General features: G+C 70.0%; 17 protein-coding genes. 10 read left to right on the top strand and 7 right to left on the bottom strand.

Annotated elements, in window-relative coordinates; genetic code table 11:
• Positions 1-51 precede the first annotated feature (51 nt).
• The 6 genes from AB0C75_RS07925 to AB0C75_RS07900 all read left to right on the top strand — a co-directional run bounded on the left by AB0C75_RS07925 (position 52) and on the right by AB0C75_RS07900 (position 5,099).
• Positions 52-1,551: an ABC transporter permease gene (locus AB0C75_RS07925; RefSeq protein ID WP_362888187.1), complete on the top strand. Its 1,500-nt coding sequence runs from the start codon at positions 52-54 to the stop codon at positions 1,549-1,551.
• Between the two features lie 59 nt (positions 1,552-1,610).
• Positions 1,611-2,294, top strand: a complete 684-nt coding sequence (locus tag AB0C75_RS07920) for an ABC transporter ATP-binding protein (protein WP_362888185.1) — start codon at positions 1,611-1,613, stop codon at positions 2,292-2,294.
• 290 nt (positions 2,295-2,584) lie between these two features.
• Complete coding sequence (gene gdhA / locus AB0C75_RS07915; protein ID WP_362888183.1) at positions 2,585-3,964, top strand: NADP-specific glutamate dehydrogenase; 1,380 nt, start codon at positions 2,585-2,587, stop codon at positions 3,962-3,964.
• A gap of 99 nt (positions 3,965-4,063) precedes the next feature.
• Complete coding sequence (locus tag AB0C75_RS07910) at positions 4,064-4,324, top strand: type II toxin-antitoxin system Phd/YefM family antitoxin (protein ID WP_362888182.1); 261 nt, start codon at positions 4,064-4,066, stop codon at positions 4,322-4,324.
• Positions 4,321-4,590, top strand: a complete 270-nt coding sequence (locus AB0C75_RS07905) for a type II toxin-antitoxin system RelE/ParE family toxin (RefSeq protein WP_362888180.1) — start codon at positions 4,321-4,323, stop codon at positions 4,588-4,590. Before AB0C75_RS07910 ends, AB0C75_RS07905 begins: the two co-directional genes overlap by 4 nt.
• A gap of 134 nt (positions 4,591-4,724) precedes the next feature.
• Positions 4,725-5,099, top strand: a complete 375-nt coding sequence (locus AB0C75_RS07900; protein WP_362888178.1) for a helix-turn-helix transcriptional regulator — start codon at positions 4,725-4,727, stop codon at positions 5,097-5,099.
• A 48-nt stretch (positions 5,100-5,147) separates the two neighbouring features.
• Here AB0C75_RS07900 and msrA read toward each other — a convergent pair whose 3' ends face one another.
• The 3 genes from msrA to AB0C75_RS07885 form a co-directional block, all read right to left on the bottom strand.
• Positions 5,148-5,858 carry a peptide-methionine (S)-S-oxide reductase MsrA gene (gene msrA, locus AB0C75_RS07895; RefSeq protein WP_362888176.1) on the bottom strand — a complete coding sequence of 237 codons (711 nt, stop codon included), beginning with the start codon at positions 5,856-5,858 and terminating at the stop codon, positions 5,148-5,150.
• A gap of 68 nt (positions 5,859-5,926) precedes the next feature.
• The gene (locus tag AB0C75_RS07890) at positions 5,927-6,088 is read right to left on the bottom strand and encodes a hypothetical protein (RefSeq protein ID WP_362888174.1); all 162 of its coding nucleotides are present in this window, start codon (positions 6,086-6,088) and stop codon (positions 5,927-5,929) included.
• 40 nt (positions 6,089-6,128) lie between these two features.
• Positions 6,129-7,232, bottom strand: coding sequence for a hypothetical protein (locus tag AB0C75_RS07885; RefSeq protein ID WP_362888172.1), 1,104 nt, complete (start codon positions 7,230-7,232; stop codon positions 6,129-6,131).
• 79 nt (positions 7,233-7,311) lie between these two features.
• On the opposite strand from AB0C75_RS07885, the gene AB0C75_RS07880 reads away from it, so the two are divergent.
• A complete protein-coding gene (locus AB0C75_RS07880) occupies positions 7,312-8,457 on the top strand; it encodes a cystathionine gamma-synthase (RefSeq protein ID WP_362888170.1) in 1,146 nt (381 codons plus the stop codon).
• 52 nt (positions 8,458-8,509) lie between these two features.
• Here the strand turns inward: AB0C75_RS07880 and AB0C75_RS07875 are convergent, their stop codons facing one another.
• Positions 8,510-9,040, bottom strand: coding sequence for a MarR family transcriptional regulator (locus AB0C75_RS07875; RefSeq protein ID WP_362888168.1), 531 nt, complete (start codon positions 9,038-9,040; stop codon positions 8,510-8,512).
• 157 nt (positions 9,041-9,197) lie between these two features.
• Here AB0C75_RS07875 and ilvA point away from each other — a divergent pair, with 157 nt between their 5' ends.
• The 3 genes from ilvA (at position 9,198) to AB0C75_RS07860 (ending at position 12,493) form a co-directional block, all read left to right on the top strand.
• Positions 9,198-10,427: a threonine ammonia-lyase gene (gene ilvA, locus AB0C75_RS07870; protein ID WP_362888167.1), complete on the top strand. Its 1,230-nt coding sequence runs from the start codon at positions 9,198-9,200 to the stop codon at positions 10,425-10,427.
• A 177-nt stretch (positions 10,428-10,604) separates the two neighbouring features.
• Positions 10,605-11,639: an ATP-binding cassette domain-containing protein gene (locus AB0C75_RS07865; RefSeq protein WP_362888165.1), complete on the top strand. Its 1,035-nt coding sequence runs from the start codon at positions 10,605-10,607 to the stop codon at positions 11,637-11,639.
• A complete protein-coding gene (locus AB0C75_RS07860; RefSeq protein WP_362888163.1) occupies positions 11,636-12,493 on the top strand; it encodes an ABC transporter permease in 858 nt (285 codons plus the stop codon). The genes AB0C75_RS07865 and AB0C75_RS07860 overlap by 4 nt, the downstream gene beginning before the upstream one ends.
• A gap of 48 nt (positions 12,494-12,541) precedes the next feature.
• Here the strand turns inward: AB0C75_RS07860 and AB0C75_RS07855 are convergent, their stop codons facing one another.
• The 3 genes from AB0C75_RS07855 to AB0C75_RS07845 all read right to left on the bottom strand — a co-directional run bounded on the left by AB0C75_RS07855 (position 12,542) and on the right by AB0C75_RS07845 (position 15,309).
• A complete protein-coding gene (locus tag AB0C75_RS07855; RefSeq protein ID WP_362888161.1) occupies positions 12,542-14,086 on the bottom strand; it encodes an FMN-binding glutamate synthase family protein in 1,545 nt (514 codons plus the stop codon).
• Positions 14,087-14,215: 129 nt separating this feature from the next.
• Entirely contained in the window at positions 14,216-14,713 is a 498-nt protein-coding gene (greA, locus tag AB0C75_RS07850; RefSeq protein ID WP_362888159.1) for a transcription elongation factor GreA, read from the bottom strand.
• Between the two features lie 191 nt (positions 14,714-14,904).
• Positions 14,905-15,309, bottom strand: a complete 405-nt coding sequence (locus tag AB0C75_RS07845; RefSeq protein WP_362888157.1) for a DUF4307 domain-containing protein — start codon at positions 15,307-15,309, stop codon at positions 14,905-14,907.
• Positions 15,310-15,360: the final 51 nt, after the last annotated feature.

Genomic DNA, 15,360 nt, shown 5'->3' with positions numbered 1-15,360 from the left:
TTTCATCGGAGACTTAACTCTTCATCACACCGGCTCCATAATCTTCGCGCCATGTTCTTCACCTACCTCCGGCGCGAGCTGCGCCGCCGCAGAAAGGCGGCGCTCGTCGTCGCCTCGGGGCTCGCCCTCGGCATTGCGCTGGTCATCATCGTCAGTTCGGTCTCCTCGGGCATGACCAAGGCCCAGGACAAGGTCCTCGAATCGCTGTACGGCCTGGGAACGGACATGACCGTGACCAAGGCCGCGGCCGCCCCGGGCTCCGGCTCGGGCGGCAACGAGCGGCCCAAGTTCGAATTTGACGCGAAGGACGACGACGACGCGACCCAGAGCACCGACCGGGTCATGGTCCAGGGCTTGTCGACGCTGGCCTCCAGCACCGTCGGCAAGGTCGGCAAGCAGGAGGGGGTCGCGGACGCCGTCGGCGGGCTGAGCCTGACCGTCATGAAGGTCGACGGCCAGTTCAAGCGCGGAGAGTTCAAACAGGACGAGGGCGCCACCTCCGAAGGCGGCGGCCAGGGCGGCGGCCCCGGTGGCGGCTCGGGCGGCGGCCAGCCGCAGGGTGAGGTCAGGGGCGGCGGTGCCTCCTTCGACGTCAACTCCTTCACGGTGTACGGCACCGACGTCACCCAGCAGGGCCTCGGCCCGCTGACCTCCTCCAAGATCACCAAGGGCCGTACCTTCAAGGCGTCCGAGACCGACGCCGAGGTCGCGATCGTCGACTCCGCCTACGCCAAGGAGAAGGAGCTCGCGGTCGACAAGACCGTCACCATCTCCGGCACCAAGTACACAGTCATCGGCGTCTCCACCGCGGACAGCGGTGACGCGGCGGCCAACGTCTACATCCCGCTGAAGCAGGCGCAGACCGTCGCCGACTCCGAGGACAAGGTCACCACGGTCTACGTCAAGGCCGCCGACTCGCAGAAGATCGACACCGTCAAGGCCGCCATCCAGAAGAACATCACGGGCACGACGGTCACCACATCCGCCGACCTCGCCGACACGGTGTCCGGCTCCCTCTCCACCGCCTCCGACCTGGCCTCCAGCGTCGGAAAGTGGCTCTCCATCGCGGTCCTGATCGCCGCGTTCCTCGTCGCGGGCCTGCTGACCTCCTCCGCTGTCAGCCGTCGCGTGCGGGAGTTCGGCACCCTCAAGGCCCTCGGCTGGAAGAGCGGGCGCGTCACCCGTCAGGTCATCGGTGAAGCCCTCGTCAACGGTCTGATGGGCGGTGTGCTCGGTATCGCCGTCGGTGTCGCCGGAGCGTACGTCGTGACCGCCATCAGCCCCACTCTCAGCGCCCAGCTCGGCTCCACGGGCGGCGGCGGAGGAGGCGGCGGCATGGGCGGCGGAGGCCCGATGGGTGGAGGCGGTGGCGGCGGTGGCCGTCAGGCCGCGTCCAGGACCCTGGACATCGCGCTGACCGCACCGGTCTCCCTCACCACGATCCTCGTCGCGGTCGGCCTCGCGGTGGCGGGCGGACTCATCGCCGGCGCCTTCGGCGGCTGGCGTGCCTCGCGGCTGCGCCCCGCCGACGCGCTGCGCCGCGTCGCGTAGGGCGTGTCCCGAAAGCCCCGCCCCTCCCTCTTCGTACGTACAGCAGCAGGAGTCCACACGTGTACCAGCTCAAGGGCGTCACCAAGCGCTACATGCGCGGCAAGAATCCCGTCGACGCGCTCGCCGGTGTCGATCTGACCATCGAGGACGGCGGAAGGCTCGTCATCCAGGGCCCGACCGGCGGTGGCAAGTCCACCCTCCTGCAGATGCTCGGCGGTCTCGACCGCCCCACCTCGGGCACCGTCGAACTCGACGGCGTCGACCTGGCCGAGCTCCCCGAGTCCCGGCTCACCAAGGTCAGGGCCGAGTCCATCGGATTCGTCTTCCAGAGCTTCAACCTGATCCCGACGCTCACCGCCCAGGAGAACGTCGAGACCGCCCTCGTCCCCCTCGGCCTGGGCGCGAGGACCCGCCGTGAACGGGCCGCCGAAGCCCTGGAGTCCGTGGGTCTCGGCGACCGCCCCACCCACCTGCCGAGCGAGATGTCCGGCGGCCAGCAGCAGCGCGTCGCGATAGCCAGGGCGCTGGTGAAGCGGCCGAAGGTGCTGCTCGCCGACGAACCGACCGGCAACCTCGACGAGTCCATGCGCGACGAGATCATGGACCTGCTCGACGGGCTGTGGAAGGAGCACGGGCTGACCTTCGTGATGGTCACCCACGACAGCTCACTCGCCCGCAAGGCGCCCCGGGTGGCGACCATCCGTAAGGGGAAGGTCACCGTGACGGAGAACGCCTCGGCCTGACCCCCGGCGCGGACCTCACGGCCGCCCTCCTCCGGCTGTGAGGTTCGCCACCCGCGCACCCGGGACGCGCGGGTGGCGTGAGGCCCGCTCGCCCCGGCGGAAGCGGGTGTACGAGGACAGAAGGGCCCCTACCGGGACGTACGGCCGTGGCCACTATGTGGATGTCGCCGGAGCGGCGCGGCGCACCGCTGCGAGACTTGCATGGTGCAACGGTCCCCACGGGCCGGTGGCGCCCCCGGGGACGGGGGGCGCCGACGCGCAAGAGCCCACCCATGGAAGGTCTTGATCAGATGCCGGCCAGCTCCGACTCCCTCACCCAGCGCACCTCCGAGAACCGTGTGATCGAGCCGCTCTACGCGGAGATCCTGCGGCGCAACCAGGGCGAGGGCGAGTTCCACCAGGCGGTGCGCGAGGTCCTCGAAACCCTGGGCCCCGTGCTGGCGCAGCGACCGGAGTTCGTCGACGCCCGCATCATCGAGCGCGTCTGCGAGCCCGAGCGCCAGCTCATCTTCCGGGTGCCGTGGTCGGACGACTCGGGCGACATCCACGTCAACCGCGGCTTCCGTGTCGAGTTCTCCAGCTCGCTCGGCCCGTACAAGGGCGGACTGCGCTTCCACCCGTCCGTCAACCTCGGCATCGTGAAGTTCCTCGGCTTCGAGCAGATCTTCAAGAACGCCCTCACCGGCATGCCGATCGGCGGCGGCAAGGGCGGCGCGGACTTCGACCCCAAGGGCCGCTCGGACGCCGAGATCATGCGGTTCTGCCAGTCGTTCATGACCGAACTCCACCGCCACCTGGGCGAGTACACCGACGTGCCCGCCGGTGACATCGGCGTCGGTGGCCGGGAGATCGGCTACCTCTTCGGCCAGTACAAGCGCATCACCAACCGCTACGAGTCCGGTGTCCTCACCGGCAAGGGCCTCGGCTGGGGCGGCGCTCTGGTGCGCACCGAGGCCACCGGCTACGGCTGTGTCCTGTTCACCGCCGAGATGCTGCGGGTGCGCGGCGAATCCCTCGAAGGCCAGCGCATCGCGGTCTCCGGCTCCGGCAACGTTGCCATCTACGCGATCGAGAAGGCCCAGCAGCTCGGCGCGACCGTCGTGACCTGCTCCGACTCCGGCGGCTACGTCGTGGACGAGAAGGGCATCGACCTCGCCCTGCTCAAGGAGATCAAGGAGGACGGCCGCGGCCGGATCTCCGAGTACGCCGAGCGGCGCGGCGGGCATGTGCGGTATGTCGAGGGCGCCGGCGTCTGGAGTGTCCCGGTGGACGTGGCGCTGCCCTGCGCCACCCAGAACGAACTCCACGAGGCCGACGCGCAGACCCTCGTACGCAACGGGGTCAAGGCGGTCGCCGAGGGCGCCAACATGCCCACCACCCCCGACGCGGTCCGCATCTTCCAGGACGCGGGCGTCGCCTTCGCGCCCGGCAAGGCGGCCAACGCGGGCGGGGTGGCCACCAGCGCCCTGGAGATGCAGCAGAACGCCTCCCGCGACTCCTGGACCTTCGCCCACACGGAGGAGCGGCTGGCGGACATCATGCGCCACATCCACGAGTCCAGCTACACCACCGCCGAGCGCTACGGCAGCCCCGGCAACTACGTGGTCGGCGCGAACATCGCCGGCTTCGAGCTCGTCGCCGACGCGATGCTGGCACAGGGCCTGATCTGACACCCCCATGCCGTACGGCCCGGAGCCCGGAGCCCCGGGCCGTACGAGGGGCATGCGGGGGAAGTGCGGGTGTACGCAATCGTGCGTACACTTTCTCTTATGGCTGACACCGTGACCGTACGTGAGGTTCGCACCCACCTGGCCGAGGTTATCGACAGGGCGGAGGGTGGGCAGACGACCGTCGTGACCCGCAATGGCAAGCGGGTCGCCGCGCTCGTGCCCATAGAGGTGCTCGACGCCTTGGACGCCGCGGCTGACGAAATGGCCGCACGGGAAGCCGAGGCGCATCGTCAGGATCCGACGGTCAGCATGGCTGAACTCCTCGCGGATCTGTTCGAGGGCGGAGACCGGGCCGAGTGAAGTACGCCTTTCGTTTCACGGCTCACGCTCAGCGCCAGCTCCGTTCGATCGACCGGCAGGACGCTCTGCGCATCCTGACCGCCATCACGCCTCTCGGGGACGACCCGTGGCGGGAGGGCGCGGACGTGGAGAAGCTGTCAGGCCACGAGGGCCTGTACCGGGTGCGCGCTGGAGACTTCCGTGTCGTGTACGAGATCCGGAACGAGGTTCTGGTCATCCTCGTCGTCCACCTCGGCCACAGAAGTGACGTCTACCGAGGGCTCTGAGCGCCGGACGTAGCTGTCGGTGCCCCAGCGGTCGAAGGGCCGGCCCGGTAACGGCCGTTCTGCCGACAGCAGATCCGCCCGGCGAGGAAGGTTTTCCCTTCCCGCGCCGGGCGGTTCGCTCCTACGCTCGGACGATGAGCAGCCACCCGCGGGACCACGCCCGCGTCATCCCCCTGCGCCCCGTCCCCGCCGACAGGGAGCCGCTCTGGCGGGACATCGTCGGCGATGTCCTGCGCCGCGAGCGCAACGCCCAGGGACGGACGCTGAAGGACGTGGCCGAGGCCGCCCGGATCTCCATGCCCTACCTCTCCGAGGTCGAGCGCGGCCGTAAGGAGGCGTCGTCCGAGGTGCTCGCCGCGGCGGCCCGCTCGCTCGGCCTTGGGCTGGCCGACGTACTGTCCCTGGCCCAGCGGGAACTGACCCGGACCGCCGGGACCGCACGGACCGCCGGGACGGCCCGGAGCGCACCGGCGCGGGGCTCGATGGGCGAGGTGCGGCTGGCCGCCTGAGGCCGCGCCGGGGAGAGCCGGCCGCACCACGCGGCCGGCTCCGGCTGATCACTCCGAGGCTGCGGGCGCCTGAGCGATGCCCGTCGGGCAGGACCGGCCCCAGTTCGTCTCCGACGGGGACTCCAGTGTGGCGCCCGTGCCGCCGATGCCGCAGTAGCCGTCGGGGTTCTTGTCCAGGTACTGCTGGTGGTATCCCTCGGCCGGCCAGAAGGTACGGCCATCGGCCGGGAGGATCTCCGTGGTGATCTCCTTGAAGCCCGCGCCGGTCAGCACCTGCTGGTACGCCTCGCGGGACGCTTCCGCGGCCTCCGCCTGCTCGGGGGAGTGGGTGTGGAGCGCCGAGCGGTACTGCGTACCCACGTCGTTGCCCTGGCGGAAGCCCTGGGTCGGGTTGTGGGACTCCCAGAAGACCTTCAGGAGGTCGGCGTAGCTCACGACCTTCGGGTCGAAGACGACACGGACCGCCTCCGTGTGGCCGGTCAGACCCGAGCAGGTCTCCTCGTACGAGGGATTCTCGGTGTAACCGCCCTGATAGCCGACGAGCGTCGTCCAGACGCCCTCCGTCTGCCAGAACTTGCGCTCGGCGCCCCAGAAACAGCCCAGCGCGAAGTCGGCGACCTCCAGGCCCTGCGGGTACGGGCCGGTCAGCGGGTTGCCGAGGACGGTGTGGCGGGAGGGCACCGAGAATTCGGGGGTGGGGCGACCGCGCAGGGCCTCCTCCGGGGTGGGGAGCTGCGGGGTGCGGTGGGTCAGGAACATGCGGGGGCTCCTCCGGGGGTCGGTGTTCGCTCCGTACAACGCCGTGGGGGCGCCGGGGATTCCGGGTCTCAGGCCGCCGGGGCCGGGGGCTCGCGGCGCTGCTCGTCACCCTCACCGTGCCGGTCGGTGGGGTGCTCGTACGAAGCCATGTACGCGGCGGTCTTCCTGCGCGCCCGCAGCCAGAACCAGACGGCGAGCGCTATCAGGATCAGCGGGATCAGTCGTGCCATGGGTGTGCCGGTCCAATCCGGAGATGGCGGGTGTGCCGGGTCAGTGGAGCAGCGTCGCGGGGCTGCCGCCGTTCGCCTCGTAACCGGCGACGGCCAGCGCCCGGTACACCGTGTACTCGGCGGCCGGGTCGGGATTCTGGGTCCAGGGCAGCGCCCCCACATGGCCGTCGATGTGGACGAACTGGTGCATCGCCTCCGACCAGCGTTCCATGCGGACCAGGAAGAGGACCAGCAGGTGCCGGACATGGGCGAGCAACGGGTCGTCCGAGCGGGCCGAGTGCACCGCGAACATCGCGCCCTCGACCGCCTTCGTCACGACGAGACCGCTGTAGAACCCCCGCACCAGATTGACCTCGGGCAGATGCTCGTACAGCGCGAACAGCGGCAGCGCGGCGAGCAGCGAGCCCTGCGGGGCGCGGGCAGCGGCCGCCGTCGCGAAGCGGTCGGCCTCCTCGCGGGAGCCGTGCCACTTCTCGCACCAGAAGTGCAGGGCCGCGATGTGCGCGCCCATGTGCGCGGGCGCACGGTCGATGATCTTCACCCAGAGCTGGTCGAACTCCTCGTGGGAGTAACCGAGGCCACGGGCCACGGCCAGCTCGACGATGTACGGCACGGGGTCGCCCGGCGCCAGCAGGGCCGCGTCCCCGCAGACCGTACGGGCCTCCTCCAGGATGATCCGGAAGTCGTCCGTGCCCACGGTGCCGGTGCGCCATGCCTGCTGCACCAGGAACTCCGCGTGCACCGCCGCCCCGCCCGCGTCCTTCGGGGCCTCGGCCCGCCACTCCCGCAGCCACGCCCCGCCGGCACCGGGCCGCTGGGCCAGCTCCAGGGACGCCGCACCGGCGAACGCCTGCACCCGCTGCCAGCGGACCTCACTCTCCTTGGGCGTACCCGCGAGCAACTGGGACGCGGCGCGCCAGCTCCCGGTCCCCTGGACGACATCGAGGACGTCGAGCAGATCCTGGTCGGGCCCCGGCATCCGGATGTCCAGCTCCTCCTGGCGCGCGAAGCCGTAGGTGTCCGGGTCGGCGGCGTCGGGCGAACCGGGCGCGACCTGGCGGATACCGCCACGGCGCCGCAGCATGACGGGGCCGAGAACGGCGGCGAGCATGCACAGGGCGAGCAGGACCCAAAGAATCTCCATGCGGTCCATTGTCCCCGGACGGGTAGCCGCGCGGCGAGTGGCCTGTGACACCCCTCCTGACGAACTACGCTCGGGCCTCATGAGCGACCAGCACAGCTTCGAGACCCTTGCGATCCACGCCGGCAACACGGCGGATCCCCTCACCGGCGCCGTGGTCCCGCCGATCTACCAGGTGTCCACGTACAAGCAGGACGGCGTGGGCGGACTGCGCGGCGGTTACGAGTACAGCCGCAGCGCCAACCCGACCCGCACCGCACTGGAGGAGAACCTGGCGGCGCTGGAGGGCGGCCGCCGCGGGCTCGCCTTCGCGTCGGGCCTCGCCGCGGAGGACTGCCTCCTGCGCGCGCTGCTGACACCCGGCGACCACGTGGTCATCCCGAACGACGCCTACGGCGGCACGTTCCGGCTGTTCGCGAAGGTCGCCTCGCGCTGGGGCGTCGAGTTCTCGGTCGCCGACACCTCGGACGTCAGCGCGGTACGGGCGGCGCTCACCCCGCGTACCAAGGCGATCTGGGTGGAGACGCCGTCCAACCCGCTGCTCGGCATCACCGACATCGCGGCCGTCGCCGGAGTGGCCCGGCAGGCGGGCGTGCGCCTCGTCGTCGACAACACCTTCGCGAGCCCCTACCTCCAGCAGCCCCTCTCGCTCGGCGCCGATGTCGTCGTGCACTCCACCACCAAGTACATGGGCGGCCACTCGGACGTCGTCGGCGGCGCGCTCGTCGTCAGCGACCCGGAGCTGGCCGAGGAACTGACGTACCACCAGAACGCGATGGGCGCGGTCGCCGGGCCGTTCGACGCGTGGCTGGTGCTGCGCGGCATCAAGACCCTCGCGGTCCGCATGGACCGTCACGACGAGAACGCCACCAAGGTCGCCGACCTGCTGACCCGGCACCCCAAGGTCACCCAGGTCCTCTACCCGGGGCTGCCCGATCACCCGGGCCACGAGATCGCCGCCAAGCAGATGAAGGCGTTCGGCGGGATGGTGTCGTTCCGGGTCGCGGGCGGCGAGGAGGCGGCGGTCGAGGTCTGCAACCGCGCGAAGCTCTTCACGCTCGGGGAGTCGCTGGGCGGCGTCGAGTCGCTCCTTGAGCACCCGGGCCGTATGACGCACGCCTCCGCCGCGGGCTCCCCGCTGGAGGTGCCGGCCGACCTGGTGCGGCTGTCCGTCGGCATCGAGAACGCCGACGACCTGCTGGCCGACCTCACGCAGGCCATCGGCTGAGAAGGCGAACGGAACCGTCGGGTGGCCGGGAACATCCCGGCCACCCGACGGGTCAGCCCTCCTGCGCCGGCTGGTGCGCCGCCTGGCGGGCCGCCAGTGAGGTGTTGAACCGGGTCAGCAGGGCGCAGAACGTGTCGCGCTCGTCCTCGGTCCACTCGTCGGTCACCTGGGACATCAGCTCACGCCGCGAGGCGCGGACCTCCTCCAGACGTGACTGGCCGCGCGGCGACAGCTGGAGCACGACGGCGCGCCCGTCTTCCGGGTGCGAGGTGCGCTTGACCAGACCGGTGTCGACGAGCGGCGCGACCTGCCGGGTCACGGTCGAGGAGTCGATCCCCATGCCCGAGGCCAGCGCCTTGACGCCCATGGGACCTTCCACGTCGAGCCGGTTGAGCAGCAGATACGCCGCCCTGTCCATCGAGTTGCGGACCTGGCCGACACCGCCGAGGCGGGTCTGCTCGGCACGCCGGGCGAAGACGGCCACCTGGTGCTGGAGTAGGTCGAGCAGGTGGTCCGTTCCCGGATGTCCGGGGGCCGCGCCCCCGGAAGGAGACGCAGCAGTCGTCATGTCCTGAGGGGGCATGGCCGGGGGCTCTCTTCGTGCGGTGTCGGATGGGTGGGGGACAGAGTACGCGGCCACGGGGCAACGCGTACCAGCGCTGCACAAACCTGTGGACACCACCGCAGGCCGCCATGAGATGCGACGGCCCGGGCGGCTCCGAGCTGCAAGACTTGCTTTCATGAGCTTCCGTACGTCAGGTCCCCACCCTCCGCTGATCCTCGACGACATCCGAGGGGCGCAGAAGATGCTGTCCGGGGTGGCCAGAACGACCGGGATGGAAGGAAGCCGTCATCTCAGCTCCCTCGTCGGGGCGCCGGTCCACTTCAAGTGCGAGAACCTCCAGCGCACCGGGTCGTTCAAACTGCGTGGCGCGTACGTGCGGATCTCCGGCCTCAGCCCCGTCGAACGGGCGGCCGGAGTGGTGGCCGCGAGCGCGGGAAACCATGCGCAGGGAGTCGCGCTGGCTTCTTCCCTGCTCGGCGTACGCTCCACGGTCTTCATGCCCGTCGGCGCCCCCCTGCCGAAGGTCGCGGCGACCCGGGAGTACGGCGCGGAGGTCCGGTTGCAGGGGCAGGTCGTCGACGAGACGCTCGCCGCGGCGCAGGAGTACGCCGAGGAGACCGGCGCCGTCTTCATCCACCCCTTCGACCACCCCGACATCATCGCGGGCCAGGGCACCGTGGGCCTGGAGATCCTCGAACAGTGCCCGGAGGTCCGTACCGTCGTCGTCGGGATCGGCGGGGGCGGTCTCGCCGCGGGAATCGCGGTCGCGGTGAAGGCCCTGCGCCCCGACGTCAAGGTCGTCGGTGTCCAGGCGGCGGGCGCCGCCGCCTTCCCGCCCTCGTTGTCCGCAGGGCACCCGGTGGCGCTCGACGCGGTGCAGACCATGGCCGACGGAATCAAGGTGGGACGCCCGGGCGACCTCACGTTCCCCCTGGTCCAGGAGCTGGTCGACGAGGTCCGTACGGTCACCGAGGACGAGCTCTCCAGCGCCCTGCTGCTGTGCCTGGAGCGGGCCAAGATGGTCGTCGAGCCGGCCGGGGCCAGCCCGGTCGCGGCCCTGCTGAGCGACCCGAAGGGCTTCCGCGGGCCCGTCGTCGCCGTGCTGTCGGGCGGCAATGTGGACCCCCTGCTGATGCAGCGCGTCCTGACGCACGGCATGGTCGCGGCCGGCCGCTACCTCAGCCTGCGGCTGCGGCTCACCGACCGCCCGGGTGCGCTGGCGGCGCTGCTCGCCACGCTGTCCCTCGCCGACGCCAACGTGCTCGACATCAGCCACGTACGGACCGATCCCCGGCTGGGGCTCACCGAGGCGGAGGTGGAGCTCCACCTGGAGACCAAGGGCCCCGAGCACTGCGACGAGGTCGCCTCCGCACTGCGGTCCGCCGGCTATCTGATCCGGGTCTGACCCGCGTCCGGCTCCGCGGCGGCTTCCCCGGCGGATTCCTGGGAAAACCCGTTGTGTGTCGCGATGTATCGCGTTACGGTTCATCGCCGAACACTCCGGTGGGTTCCCGGTCCCGAGGGGCCTGGAACTCTACGATCCGCTCAGGAATTCACGCGAAAGCAACTGGGGGAATCACGAATGCCAGGCGCCATTTATGCCGAAGGCCTGGTGAAGACCTTCGGCGATGTACGAGCACTGGACGGCGTCGATATCGACGTACCCGAAGGCACCGTGCTCGGCATGCTCGGGCCCAACGGTGCGGGTAAGACCACCGCCGTACGTGTCCTGACCACCCTGCTCCAGCCGGACAGCGGGCAGGCCGTGGTGGCGGGCATCGACGTCCTGAAGAACCCCGACGAGGTGCGCCGCTCGATCGGTCTCTCCGGCCAGTTCGCGGCCGTCGACGAATACCTCACGGGCCGCGAGAACCTCCAGATGGTCGGGCAGCTCTACCAGATGGGTGCACGCGACGCGAAGAAGCGGGCGGGGGAGCTCCTGGAGAAGTTCCACCTCGCCGACGCCGGTGACCGCACCGCGAAGACGTACTCCGGGGGCATGCGCCGCCGCCTCGACCTGGCGGCCGCGCTCGTCGTCTCCCCGCCGGTGATGTTCATGGACGAGCCCACCACCGGGCTCGACCCGCGCAACCGGCAGCAGCTGTGGGAGGTCATCGAGGAGCTCGTCGCGGGCGGTACGACGCTGCTGCTGACCACGCAGTATCTGGAGGAGGCCGACCACCTCGCCCATGACATCTGCGTCATCGACCACGGCAAGGTCATCGCCCGCGGCACGTCCGACCAGCTCAAGGCGCGCACCGGCGGTGAGCGCGTCGAGGTCGTCGTGCACCGGCCCGACGAGATCGGGCCGGCCCGGGAGGTGCTCGCCACGTACGGCAAGGGTGAGATCTCCGTCGCCGAACACACCCGCAAGCTGACCGTCCCGGTCACCGGCGGGGCCAAGCTGCTCGCCGAGGTCATCCGCGACCTCGACACCCACGGTGTGGAGATCGACGACATCGGACTGCGCCGCCCCACCCTCGACGACGTCTTCATCTCGCTCACCGGCCACGCCGCCGAGCTGGAGAAGAACGGCGAGGACGCGGTGGCCGACGACGTACCCGCCGAGGGCGCGTCGACGGGGGCCGCACAGGGCCGGAAGGAGGACGGGCGGTGACCGCCATCACGGATGCGCCGAACCCGGCGCCGCTCAAGTCGCGCGGGGCGATCAGCCGGTCGGTGGCCGACTCGCTGGTGGTCGCGCGGCGGAACCTGATCCGGATGATCAGGATCCCGGAGATGGTGATCTTCGGCCTCGTGCAGCCGATCATGTTCGTGGTGCTGTTCACCTATGTGTTCGGCGGCTCCATCAAGGTCGGCAGCACCCTCTCGTCGTCGGACTACCGCGAGTTCCTGATGGCCGGGATCTTCGCCCAGACCGTCACCTTCGCCACCGCGGGAGCCGGAGCGGGCATCGCGGACGACATGCACAAGGGACTGATCGACCGCTTCAGGTCGCTGCCGATGGCGAGGGGTGCCGTCCTCACCGGACGTACCATCGCCGACCTCGTGCAGACCGCGCTGACGCTCGTCGTGCTCGCCGGTGTCGCGCTGATCATCGGCTGGCGCAGCCACGAGAACATCGGCAAGGTGCTCTGCGGATTCCTGCTGCTGCTCCTGCTGGGATACGCGTTCTCCTGGATCGGGGCGTTGATCGGGCTGATCGTGCGGACACCCGAGGCGGCCACCTCCGGCGGGCTGATCTGGCTCTTCCCGCTGACGTTCATCTCGAACGCCTTCGTGGACGCCAACCAGATGCCGACGGTGCTGCGCCACATCGCGGAGTGGAACCCGTTCAGTGCGACCGTGCAGGCCTGCCGTGAGCTGTTCGGCAATCTGCCGCCGGGTTTCGTCACCCCGGACGCCTGGCCGATGCAGCACCCGATCCTCGCGTCGGTGATCTGGTCGGTCGTGATCGTCGTCGTGTTCCGGACGCTGGCTGTCCGCAAGTACCGTTCGGCAGTGACCTGATGACGGTGTGAAGTCGACCGGCCGGGGTGGTCGATCACTCCGGCCGGTTCAGACGACCGGCTTCTGCTCGGAGGGCGGTCCCGTGGTGAGCAGTGCGGTGATCTCCTCGGCGAGGTGCGGGCCGAGCTCACCCCAGCCGTTCTTGTAGCCGTAGACGCTGAGCAGGGTGCGGGCGTCGTAGTCGCCGTTCATGATCTCGATGTCGGCGGCCGTGATGAGCGCCGGGTGGGCGACGCCGACGGCCGCTGAGATCTTCATCAGCTCCCGGCGCAGGGTGCGCAGGTAGGCAGCGGCCCGGGCGGCCTTCGACGGCGGGTCGATACCGCGGGCCAGCCTCGGGTTCTGGGTGGCGATGCCGGTGGGGCACTTGTCGGTGTGGCACTTCTGCGCCTGGATGCACCCGATCGACAGCATCGCCTCACGCGCCACGTTGATCATGTCGGCACCCAGGGCGAAGGCGACCGCGGCGTTCTCGGGCAGGCCGAGCTTGCCGGAGGCGATGAAGGTCAGGTCGTCGGTCAGCCCCAGCTCGGCGAAGGTGCCGTAGACCCGGGAGAAACCCATCCGGAACGGCAGCGACACCGAGTCGGCGAAGGTCAGCGGCGCCGCCCCGGTGCCGCCCTCGCCGCCGTCGATGGTCACGAAGTCGACCCCACGGTCACCGCGCGCCATGAGCTTGGCCAGCTCCTGCCAGAAGTCCATCTCGCCCACCGCGCTCTTGATCCCGACCGGCAGACCGGTCTCGGTGGCGATCAGTTCGACGAAGTCGAGCATCGAGTCGACGTCGCTGAACGCGGTGTGCCGCGAGGGGGAGGCGCAGTCCTCGCCGAGCGGGATACCGCGGATCTCGGCGATCTCCGGTGTCACCTTCGGGCCAGGCAGCATCCCGCCGAGCCCCGGCTTGGCACCCTGGGAGAGCTTGATCTCTATCGCCTTGACCGGGGCGCCGGCGACGACGTCCTTGAGCTTGTCGATGCTGAAGGTGCCGTCCTCGTCGCGGCAGCCGAAGTACGCCGTACCGATCTGCAGGACGAGGTCGCCGCCGTTGCGGTGGTACGGCGAGAGGCCTCCCTCTCCGGTGTTCTGCAGCGTGCCCGCCAGCGCCGCCCCCTCGTTGAGCGCGGTGACCGCCGCACCGGAGAGCGATCCGAAGCTCATCGCCGAGATGTTCACCACGCTCGCCGGCCGGAACGCCCGGGCCCGCCCGCGCGGCCCGCCCAGCACCTTGGCCGAAGGCAGGGTGGCCTGCGGGTCGTGCACGTCGGGCAGCGCACCGGCGAACGTGCGCTGCTTCAGGTACGCGTGCCCCTGTATGTGTTCGACGTCGTTGTCGGTCCCGAACCCGAAGTAGTTGTTCTCCTCCTTCGCGGACGCGTATATCCAGGTGCGCTGGTCGCGGCTGAACGGACGCTCCTCGTCGTTGGAGCTCACGATGTACTGGCGCAGTTCCGGCCCGATCGTCTCCAGCAGATAACGGGCGTGCCCGATCACCGGAAAGTTCCTGAGCAACGCGTGCTTCTTCTGGGCGAGGTCGCGGGCTGCCACCGCCGCAACTGCTGCTGCGGTGACCGCTGCGATGCTCCGGGCGCGCATGAACGTTCCTCTCGTCGGTGCTCGGCTCTGTCGCCGCGCGGTGGACGTCGTCGTGTCGGACGTCGGCGGCGGGCACGACGCGGCCCCGGCCGCTCTGCGGCCGGGGCTACGTCGTGTGTGCTGTGCGGGTCAGCCCTTGTAGGGCTTCGCCGAGACGATCTTCACCGTGGCCGTCTTGCCGTTCGGCAGCTCGTACTCCGCCTCTTCGCCCATCCGCCTGCCGTTCACGCCCGTGCCGAGCGGGGACTGCGGCGAGTAGGTCTCGATGTCGGCGCTCGCGTACTCGCGGGAGGCGAGCAGGAAGGTGACCGTGTCGTCGGGGTCGCCGTCGAAGGCGATGGTCACGACCATGCCGGGCTCGACCACGCCGTCGTCGGCAGGGGCTTCGCCGACCTTCGCGTGCTCCAGGAGCTGGGTCAGCTGACGGACCCGGAGCTCCATCTTGCCCTGCTCCTCCTTGGCCGCGTGGTACCCGCCGTTCTCGCGGAGGTCACCCTCCTCGCGGGCCGCCGCGATCTTGACGGAGATCTCCGTGCGCGCGGGACCAGACAGGTACTCCAGCTCTGCCTTCAGCTGGTTGTACGCCTCCGGCGTGAGCCAGGTGACGTTATCGCTGGTCTGGGTCACAGGGTGCTCCTCGTCGGTGCTGGGAATACAAAGCAACGCCCTACCCCAAGCATGCGCTGCCACGGGTGGGCGAAACAACCAGCTTAACAATTCCCTGAGAGAAGGGGGAGAAGGCAAAACGTGGCATGCCCCTCGGCGCAGGTCAGCACCGGAGTGCGGGCATCACGGACGGCGCGCGCGCCGGAGCGCGGTCAGCTGTCTGCGGTGCACCCCTGGAGTTGCACCGCCGTCGCCCTGGAGGTGGTGCGCAGGGTGACGATCTTGTCGATCCGGTCGGAGTGCTCGTCGAAGGGGAAGGCCGCCCGGCCGACCTCTCCGCCGTCCGTGCTCAGGGCGCGGAGCGTGCAGTGCCCGTCGGTGTCCCGGTCCTTACGGACCTCCAGATGGGCCTCGGCGCGGGTGTCCGAGACGATCTTGGACTTGATGAGCTCGGCGCTGATGTCGTTGCCGGCCAGGTAGTCGTAACCGAACCAGCCGATCAGCGCGAGGAAGGCCACACCCAGCACCGAACCGATGATCTTCAGCTTGCGGTCGGCGCGTTGGTCCTGGGACCGGCCGTAGCGCCCCTCGGGCAAGGCCTCGCGAACCGCCGCCATGATCATTCCTTCCGTACCGGGGATCGTGGAATTTTCCGTCCCCCGGTTCAG

The sequence above is a fragment of the Streptomyces sp. NPDC048565 genome (genome assembly GCF_040650935.1).
Taxonomy (GTDB): Bacteria; Actinomycetota; Actinomycetes; order Streptomycetales; family Streptomycetaceae; genus Streptomyces.
The sequence above is the reverse complement of the archived record's forward strand: the minus strand, read 5'-3'. Positions and strand labels throughout refer to the sequence as shown.

Coding starts and splice junctions, on each gene's coding strand:
- AB0C75_RS07885 (WP_362888172.1), bottom strand. CDS start 7,232: ATGGAGATTCTTTGGGTCCTGCTCGCCCTGTGCATGCTCGCCGCCGTT.
- AB0C75_RS07880 (WP_362888170.1), top strand. CDS start 7,312: ATGAGCGACCAGCACAGCTTCGAGACCCTTGCGATCCACGCCGGCAAC.
- AB0C75_RS07890 (WP_362888174.1), bottom strand. CDS start 6,088: ATGGCACGACTGATCCCGCTGATCCTGATAGCGCTCGCCGTCTGGTTC.
- ilvA (WP_362888167.1), top strand. CDS start 9,198: ATGAGCTTCCGTACGTCAGGTCCCCACCCTCCGCTGATCCTCGACGAC.
- AB0C75_RS07845 (WP_362888157.1), bottom strand. CDS start 15,309: ATGGCGGCGGTTCGCGAGGCCTTGCCCGAGGGGCGCTACGGCCGGTCC.
- AB0C75_RS07865 (WP_362888165.1), top strand. CDS start 10,605: ATGCCAGGCGCCATTTATGCCGAAGGCCTGGTGAAGACCTTCGGCGAT.
- msrA (WP_362888176.1), bottom strand. CDS start 5,858: ATGTTCCTGACCCACCGCACCCCGCAGCTCCCCACCCCGGAGGAGGCC.
- AB0C75_RS07875 (WP_362888168.1), bottom strand. CDS start 9,040: ATGCCCCCTCAGGACATGACGACTGCTGCGTCTCCTTCCGGGGGCGCG.
- AB0C75_RS07900 (WP_362888178.1), top strand. CDS start 4,725: ATGAGCAGCCACCCGCGGGACCACGCCCGCGTCATCCCCCTGCGCCCC.
- AB0C75_RS07910 (WP_362888182.1), top strand. CDS start 4,064: ATGGCTGACACCGTGACCGTACGTGAGGTTCGCACCCACCTGGCCGAG.
- AB0C75_RS07925 (WP_362888187.1), top strand. CDS start 52: ATGTTCTTCACCTACCTCCGGCGCGAGCTGCGCCGCCGCAGAAAGGCG.
- AB0C75_RS07855 (WP_362888161.1), bottom strand. CDS start 14,086: ATGCGCGCCCGGAGCATCGCAGCGGTCACCGCAGCAGCAGTTGCGGCG.
- gdhA (WP_362888183.1), top strand. CDS start 2,585: ATGCCGGCCAGCTCCGACTCCCTCACCCAGCGCACCTCCGAGAACCGT.